This window comes from Mesorhizobium sp. M2A.F.Ca.ET.039.01.1.1, assembly GCF_003998035.1.
Taxonomy (GTDB): domain Bacteria; phylum Pseudomonadota; class Alphaproteobacteria; order Rhizobiales; family Rhizobiaceae; genus Mesorhizobium.
In genome coordinates this window covers 1-7,161 of record NZ_RZRY01000315.1, presented here as the reverse complement: position 1 = coordinate 7,161, position 7,161 = coordinate 1, and the positions used below count along the sequence as shown (strand labels likewise).

The following is a 7,161-nucleotide window of genomic DNA, read 5'->3' as shown; positions in this document are numbered from 1 at the left end:
GTCCGGATCCGGCACCGCAGCCCTGAAGGGCTTGAAGGTGGGCGGCATCAATCCGGACGGCTTTGCCGCCATCATCGCCAAGGCCGATGCGATCGGGCGCGACATCGACACGGCCAAGACGGCTGAGTTCGCGCCGCAGATCGCCGGGGAGGGCAGCTTCGCCGCCGGCGACACGGACGTGGCCTTCACCGTCGCCAACGGGACGCTGCGGGCGCCGCCGATCAGCCTCGACAGTCCCGGCGCGAGCTTGTCCGCCGATGTGACCGCCGATCTCAACACCAGCACCGTCACCGCAAAGGGGACATTGACCTATCGTCCCGGCGACGAGGCGCTGGTCGGCTCGGAGCCTGCCGTCAATTTCAGCCTGGCCGGCCCGGTCGGGGGCGCTGCGCCCCAATTCGACAGCGGTCCGCTGGCGCAATTCCTGACGCAGCGCGCGCTGGAGAAGGAGCAGCAGCGGGTCGAGGCGATGCAAGCGGCGCTGCTCGAGAAGCAGCGGCTGCGACGCGAGGCGCGCTATTTCGCGGCGCTGCAGACGGAGCGCGACAAGGCGGCCGAGGAGTTGCGCCGGCAAGAGGAAGAAGCGCGGCAGAAAGCCGAGGCGGAGGCCAGGGCGAAAGCCGAAGCAGAAGCGCAGGCACAGGCGGAAGCCGAGGCAAAAGCCAAGGCCGACGAAGAGGCGAAGGCGAAGGCGGAAGCCGACGCCAAGGCGCAGGCCGAAGCGGACGCCAAGGCGAAGGCTGATCAACAGGCGAAGGCCGAGGCCGAGCAGCGGGCTGCGGACGAGGCGGCCAAGGCGCAGGCCGAGGCCGATCGCAAGAAGGCGGAGCAGGCGAAGCTGGAAGCAGCACGCAAGGCGGCTCAGCAGGCGCCAAAGGCGGACCAGTCACTCCCCGGCGTCAATGACGGTTCGAGTCCGCCGCCGGCCAAGCCGAAGGCCAATCCGTTCACGATCGACAATCTGCTGAAGTCGCTCGACGGCGGTTGAGCTTTCGCGCGGCGGAGCTGGTCCCCAGCACAGGGATTTGACCGGTCGGCTCTGCAAAGCGCGTCGCAATCTTTCAGATTCGCTCCATGCGCTTTAGGTTTTTGATTTTGCGCATGTCTTTATCCCGAAACCGGGTCCCACTTTCGGGAGACATGCTTTAACGTTGGCAGGGGGCAAGCGTTGGAGATCGGCCGAAACGCCCATCGCGATCGTTGTTGGGCGGCCTCAAGCAATCCCCGGCGATCCGGTTTAAAAGCAACCCTCAGGATCCAGCGCCGCCGCGTTTCGCCCAGGCCAGCACATAGAGCCTCAGCGCGGACGACAGGTTCGCGTCGCGGGTGCGCGTCTCATCGATCTCGGCGACCAGGGCCGCGAGCGACAGCGAACGCTGCGCGGCGATGGCGACGAGGTCGTCGTAGAAGGGTTGCTCCAGGGAAAAGCTGGTGCGGTGACCACGGATCGTTACCGAACGTTTTTCGACCGCGGCCATTGCTTTGACTCAGCGCTTGCCGGGGTCGTCGGGCTTTTCCCGGCGATGGCCGGCCATGAATGTCTCGGCCTTCTCCGATGTCAGCCGGTCGCGCTCGCGCTCCGCCTTCGAGCGGCCGTGCAACGCCCGGTTCTCGCTCGCCTGGCGTTCTTTCTCGCTGCGCGCTTTCTGCTTGCGGGCCTGGCGGAGATTGATGACCTCGCCCATGGCGCCGGACTACTTCTTGCGGAAGGCGTCGAGCGAGACGACGTCGGCGCCTTTGCCGCCGGTCTCGGCGACCGCCGGCTTCTTTTCGCTCTCGGCGGCCTTCTTCTTGGTTTCCGGCTTCTTCTCGGGAACGACGGCGATCGGTTCAGGCGCCGGAGCGGCGGCCTCGTCTTCCACGCTCTCCGTCTTGACGTCGAATTCGAGCTCGAAATTGACCGACGGATCGTAGAAGCCGCGAACCGCGGAGAAGGGGATCTCGAGCTTTTCTGGAACGTCGGAGAAGGAAAGTCCGACCTCGAAGCCGGCATCCGTCACCTTGAGGTCCCAATACTGGAACTGGATGACGATGGTCATCTGCTCCGGATAGCGCTCGCGCAACCGCGACGAGATGCGCACCCCCGGCGCGCCGGTCAGGAAGGTGATGAAGAAATGATGATTGCCCGGAAGGCCGGTGCGCGCGACCTCGGCCAGGACCTTGCGCATGACGCCGCGCAGTGCCTCCTGGGCCAGAATGTCGTAGCGGATGTGGTCGTCGGCCATGTGATGGTCGGGTTCCGTTGAATCGTCCGCATAGCTGTAATCAAGCTTGAGCGCGGCGTAAACCGCATATAGGCGCAAAGCGGTGAGGCCAAGAGGGGCGCCAGCGATTTGATCGCTCAGGCGTGAACGAGTGTGGCCTGTTTGCCGGCTGGCGACTTCTTTCTGACGAAGGCGCTGAGGAAGGTCTGCACGCCGTTGGTGGCGGAGCGCAGCACCTCTTCCTCGGTTGGCACGCCGCCTAGCATGAACGTGATCTGAAGCTCGGCGTTGACGAGGGCAAGGAACTGGCGCGCCGCGACGTCCGGATCGCCGATCGAGAGATGCCCGGCAAAGGCAAGCCGGGCGAAACGGGCGGCGAGCGCCGACCATGTGCGGCCCGGGCCCTGCTCGCGCCATTCCGCAAACAGTTCCGGATAACGCTCGCCTTCGGCCTGGATCAGCTTGCGCAGGAAACGGCCATCGCGGTTGCAGATGCAATTGCGGTTCATGCGCACCGCGAAGGCGATCAGGTCGGCCTCGAGGTCGGTGGGCTGGTCGGGGAAGCTGGCGATGGTGCTGAAGATGCCGGCATTGCAGCGCTCTGTCAGATCGCGCACGACGGCGACAAAGAGGTTTTCCTTGTCGCCATGATGGTTGTAGACGGTCTGCCGCGATACGCCGGCCTCGGCCGCGATCAGGTCGATATTGGCGCCGGCATAGCCTTCGCGGCAGAAGACGGAAGCGGCTGCATCCACCACCGACACGCGCTTGGCCTCATGGCTGCGTGGCGGGAAAGTGTCAGGAGAAACGCCGTGCCTCATGGAAATCCATATAGCGGTGATTGACGAATTGGACAAGCCTGTCTAAATTTGTGGACACAACGAAGGGAAATCCCGCTGAAGAGACGAATATGTTCGCCTGATAAGGCGAATGAATTCACTCTCATTGTAGGATTCCCCGCGGGATGGAACGTCCTGGGTTCAGACGCCGGTATTGAGCGGCGGCAACCAGATCCGAAAAGAGCCTTTATCATGAGTCCCAAATTCCTCCGCATCGCGGTCGTGCTCGGCTTGTTGTCCGCGATCGGCCCGTTCGCGATCGATATGTATCTCCCCGCGCTGCCTTCGATCGGCCAGGACCTGCATGCCGGCACCGCCGCCGTGCAGATGAGCCTTCTGATCTTCTTCCTGTCGATGGGTTTCGGGCAGATCGTCGTCGGGCCGATCTCCGACATGGTCGGCCGCAAGGCGCCGCTTTATGCCGGCCTCGCGCTGTTCATGGTCGGCGGCGTCGGCTCGGCCATGGCGCCGAATATCGAGTGGCTGATCGCCTTCCGCTTCCTGCAGGGCCTCGGCGCCAGCGCCGGCATGGCGGTGCCGCGCGCCATCGTGCGCGACCTGCACACAGGCAATGAGGCCGCCAAGCTGATGTCGCTTCTGATGCTGGTCTTCTCGGTGTCGCCGATCCTGGCGCCGCTGACCGGCAGCCAGATCATCGAGAGTTTTGGTTGGCGTGCCGTGTTCTGGACCGTCACGGGCGCGGCTGCCTTGGCCACCATCCTGATTGCCACCTCGCTCAAGGAGACGCGGGCGGTTGAAGAGCGGGCCGGCTCGTCCTTCGGCACGGCGCTCGCCGGCTACCGCTACCTGATGGGCGACCGCAATTTCCTGGGCCTGGTGGCGATCGCCGGCTTCGGCATTGCGAGCTTCTTCGTCTATCTGTCGAGCTCGTCCTTCATCCTGATCGACCATTACGGCCTGTCGCCGTCGGTCTACAGCGTGTTCTTCTCGATCAATGCGGTTGCCTTCATCGGCATGTCGCAGCTGACGGGTCTCTTGGCAGACCGCTTCGGGTTGAAGCGCGTCGTCTGGGTTGCGGTCACCGGCTATGCCACTGTCATGGTGGCGCTGTTCGCGATCATGGCTTCGGGCGTCGACCGGCTCGACGTGATGGCGGCGCTGTTGTTCGTCGGCTACGGCTTCCTCGGCCTCGTCATCCCGACCAGCTCGGTGCTGGCGATGGAGGAGCATGGCGAGATCGCCGGCACGGCCTCGGCGCTGATGGGTACGTTGCATTTCGCCATCGGCGCGCTGGCCATGGGCGTCGCCGGCATCTTCTTCGACGGCACGCCGCTGCCGATGGTGGCGGGCATCACGCTCTGCGCCGTGATCTCGTTCACGCTGGCCAAGCTGACGCTCGGCCGCGCGCGTGAAGCGGTCGAGGCGCCGGCAGAGTAAGGCGCCTCGAAAAGCCCCAAAAAGGCCGGCTCGTCCGGCCTTTTTCATATCTGCCGCAAATCCGCTTGATCGATGACGAAGCGCACCCGTTCTTCAACCGAGGCAAGAGGTAAAGGCACCAGTTCATAACCGAGCTCCGCATAGACGCCGGTCACTGAGCGGAATGTGCGCTCGGCCTCGCCCAGCGTCTGCTTGCGCTCCTCGTCCTGGGTGAAAATCTCCGGCCAGGGCGGCGTCACGAAGACGCGGCGCGCGTAGCGGAATTTTTCCGCAGCGCTGGCGACATGATCCGGCACCGGCAGGCCGCAGAGCCTGAGATAGCCGATCGTATCGGCCACGCCGCGGTCGAAGAAGACCGGACCGGTCTCGCCGTGCGCGGCGTGCCAGGAGCGCAGTTCCCACGACAGCATCAGCTCGGCAAAGAGCCCGCGGTCCTGCCAGGGAAGGGCAGAGCCGCCGATGGCCATCTGGTCGCGGATGATCCCGCGCCCGGCTTCGGGGGCCGTCGCGAAACCCTTGGCCTGCAACGCTACGATCAAGGTGGTCTTGCCGGAACCCGGACCGCCGGTCAGCACGAAGAATCGGTCGCAATCGTTTTGCATCGGCTGTCCATGGAGGATGAGTGGCAAGGCCGTGCCGCGCATCAAAGCGCCGGACGAGCCTTGGCCGTTCGATTATTCGGAAGAAGCAAAAAGGGGGAAGGTGGAGGTTTCTGTTGCCAGGTACCTCCGAACCCCGCCTAGAAGTGCGAACCGCTAGGGCTTGATTTGAAGCGTTCGCGCCGCATTAAGCAGCGAGACGAGCTTCCGCATAGTTGTCGTTGGCAACTATAAGTTTAGCCCGATGACGGTGGTACAATGCCGGGCAAAAGTACGATCTTTACACCTTCGTCGATCCTATTTCGCCCCCAGCAAAAGCCGCTCCGTCAGCCAGAGCGGTTTTTGGTGGAGGCGCCGGGTACCGCCCCCGGGTCCGAACGGCTTATTTCATCGCCTGTTTATCGCCATAGTCGGTCAGGCCGACGAAGCGAATATAGGGACCGATGAGGAAAAAATAAAGGCCAAACCGGCGCCTATCCGGTTATGCCAAACTGTGCAGCCAAGGGTTGACTTGCGCGCCCACTCAATCAAATCTCGCTCCCGGTGAGGAGTCTCTGACCTAGCGCAAAGGTTGCGCGACGCGCCACAACCCTCATCGACCGGATTCGTGGCGCCGACGAGGGGAAGTTCGATGGCCGACTATCTTGCGGATGTGAAGAAATACGATGCCGGCGCCAGCGCCGACGCGGTCGATAAGATCGTTAAGCATTTGGGTATTGCGCTCAGGAACCGCGATTCCTCGCTGGTGTCCTGCACCGACCCGAAGGAACTCGATCGTGTTCGCGAGAATTGGATCGGCAAGAAGCTCGGCATCGCCGATGCCGCAAAGGCGAATGCCTCGATCGAGAAGACCTGCAAGGCCATGCAGGCGGACAACACCAAGAGCCGCGTGACCTTCTACTACCTGGTTGCCAAGGATCTCGGCAAACTCGGCTCTCTCTGAGTCCTGGCCACACGGCAGCCGGCACGAAACCGTGCCGGCACCGTGGGCTTTTGGGTGCGACCCGCATCCGCAGCCGCTTTGCGGTGTTCGACCGGCTGTCGGTCGGGTATGATTGGCTGTAACCCGAATCGAGGCGGAGCCGATGCGCCAATATCTCGACCTGTTGAAGCATGTGCTGGAGAACGGCAGCGACCGTGGCGACCGTACCGGAACCGGTACGCGCTCGGTGTTCGGCTACCAGATGCGCTTCGACCTTTCGCGCGGCTTTCCCGTCACGACCACCAAGAAGCTGCATCTGAAGTCGATCATCCACGAGCTTCTGTGGTTCCTGGCCGGCGACACCAACATCAAATATCTCAACGACAACGGTGTCACAATCTGGGACGAATGGGCCGACGAGAATGGCGATCTCGGCCCGGTCTATGGCAAGCAGTGGCGCTCATGGCCGGACGGACATGGCGGGGAGATCGACCAGATCGCGGGCCTTTTGAAGGAGATACGCCGGAATCCCAACTCGCGCCGGCTGATCGTCTCGGCCTGGAATCCGGCCGAAGTCGAGGCGATGGCGCTGCCGCCCTGCCACTGCCTGTTCCAGTTCTATGTTTCGGAAGGCAGGCTCTCCTGCCAGCTTTACCAGCGCTCGGCCGACATCTTCCTCGGCGTGCCGTTCAACATCGCTTCCTATGCCCTGCTCACCATGATGGTGGCGCAGGTGACCGGGCTGAAGCCGGGCGACTTCGTCCACACGCTGGGCGACGCGCATCTTTATTCGAACCATTTCGAGCAGGCGCGCGAGCAGATGCGGCGCACGCCGAAGGCTCTGCCGACGATGTGGATCAATCCGGAGGTGAAGGACCTGTTCGCCTTCCGTTTCGAGGATTTCCGCCTCGAGAATTATTTCGCGGACGCGAATATCAAGGCGCCGATCGCGGTTTAACTCGCTCAGTCGATGCCGACCATGACATCCGAGGCCTTGATCACCGCATAGGCCTGCTTGCCCTTCTCGAGCGCAAGGTCGGCGGCCGCCTCATTGGTGATCGATGCGGTGACGATTACGCCGCCGCCGATGTCGATCCTGACATGCGAGGTGGTCGCTCCTTGACGATCTCGGTGACCTTACCCTTCAGGATATTGCGGGCGCTGATCTTCATGCGTCTCTCCTTGAGCAGCGCTGTTTC

Annotated in this window: 8 protein-coding genes, 1 other RNA gene and 2 pseudogenes; 4 read left to right on the top strand and 7 right to left on the bottom strand. The window is 63.2% G+C overall.

Translation table 11 applies throughout. The annotated features are described in order from the left end of the window. Nucleotides 1-988, top strand: a pseudogene (locus EOA24_RS22050) (AsmA protein); the annotation flags it as partial. Between the two features lie 262 nt (nt 989-1,250). Here the strand turns inward: EOA24_RS22050 and EOA24_RS22045 are convergent. The 4 genes from EOA24_RS22045 to EOA24_RS22030 all read right to left on the bottom strand — a co-directional run bounded on the left by EOA24_RS22045 (nt 1,251) and on the right by EOA24_RS22030 (nt 3,025). Continuing rightward, nucleotides 1,251-1,478 carry a ribbon-helix-helix domain-containing protein gene (locus tag EOA24_RS22045; RefSeq protein ID WP_042644100.1) on the bottom strand — a complete coding sequence of 76 codons (228 nt, stop codon included), beginning with the start codon at nt 1,476-1,478 and terminating at the stop codon, nt 1,251-1,253. Between the two features lie 9 nt (nt 1,479-1,487). Next, complete coding sequence (locus tag EOA24_RS22040) at nt 1,488-1,685, bottom strand: DUF4169 family protein (RefSeq protein WP_126082040.1); 198 nt, start codon at nt 1,683-1,685, stop codon at nt 1,488-1,490. 9 nt (nt 1,686-1,694) lie between these two features. Beyond that, a complete protein-coding gene (locus EOA24_RS22035; protein ID WP_042644144.1) occupies nt 1,695-2,225 on the bottom strand; it encodes an SspB family protein in 531 nt (176 codons plus the stop codon). 116 nt (nt 2,226-2,341) lie between these two features. Next, nucleotides 2,342-3,025 (bottom strand): TetR/AcrR family transcriptional regulator, encoded by a 684-nt coding sequence (locus tag EOA24_RS22030; RefSeq protein ID WP_126082041.1) that lies wholly within the window; start codon nt 3,023-3,025, stop codon nt 2,342-2,344. Between the two features lie 210 nt (nt 3,026-3,235). Here EOA24_RS22030 and EOA24_RS22025 point away from each other — a divergent pair, with 210 nt between their 5' ends. Continuing rightward, entirely contained in the window at nt 3,236-4,441 is a 1,206-nt protein-coding gene (locus tag EOA24_RS22025; protein WP_126082042.1) for a multidrug effflux MFS transporter, read from the top strand. 44 nt (nt 4,442-4,485) lie between these two features. Here the strand turns inward: EOA24_RS22025 and EOA24_RS22020 are convergent, their stop codons facing one another. Together EOA24_RS22020 and ssrA are read right to left on the bottom strand one after the other, a co-directional pair. Further along, entirely contained in the window at nt 4,486-5,043 is a 558-nt protein-coding gene (locus EOA24_RS22020; protein WP_126082043.1) for an AAA family ATPase, read from the bottom strand. A 99-nt stretch (nt 5,044-5,142) separates the two neighbouring features. Further along, nucleotides 5,143-5,503, bottom strand: a transfer-messenger RNA (tmRNA) gene (ssrA, locus tag EOA24_RS22015). Between the two features lie 168 nt (nt 5,504-5,671). Between ssrA and EOA24_RS22010 the strand changes: the two genes are divergently transcribed. Beyond that, a complete protein-coding gene (locus EOA24_RS22010; RefSeq protein WP_042644091.1) occupies nt 5,672-5,983 on the top strand; it encodes a DUF2853 family protein in 312 nt (103 codons plus the stop codon). Nucleotides 5,984-6,125: 142 nt separating this feature from the next. Beyond that, nucleotides 6,126-6,920 carry a thymidylate synthase gene (locus tag EOA24_RS22005; protein WP_126064619.1) on the top strand — a complete coding sequence of 265 codons (795 nt, stop codon included), beginning with the start codon at nt 6,126-6,128 and terminating at the stop codon, nt 6,918-6,920. A gap of 5 nt (nt 6,921-6,925) precedes the next feature. On the opposite strand, the pseudogene EOA24_RS22000 reads toward EOA24_RS22005, so the two are convergent. Then, nucleotides 6,926-7,134: pseudogene (locus EOA24_RS22000) on the bottom strand (molybdopterin-binding protein). Between the last annotated feature and the right edge of the window lie 27 nt (nt 7,135-7,161).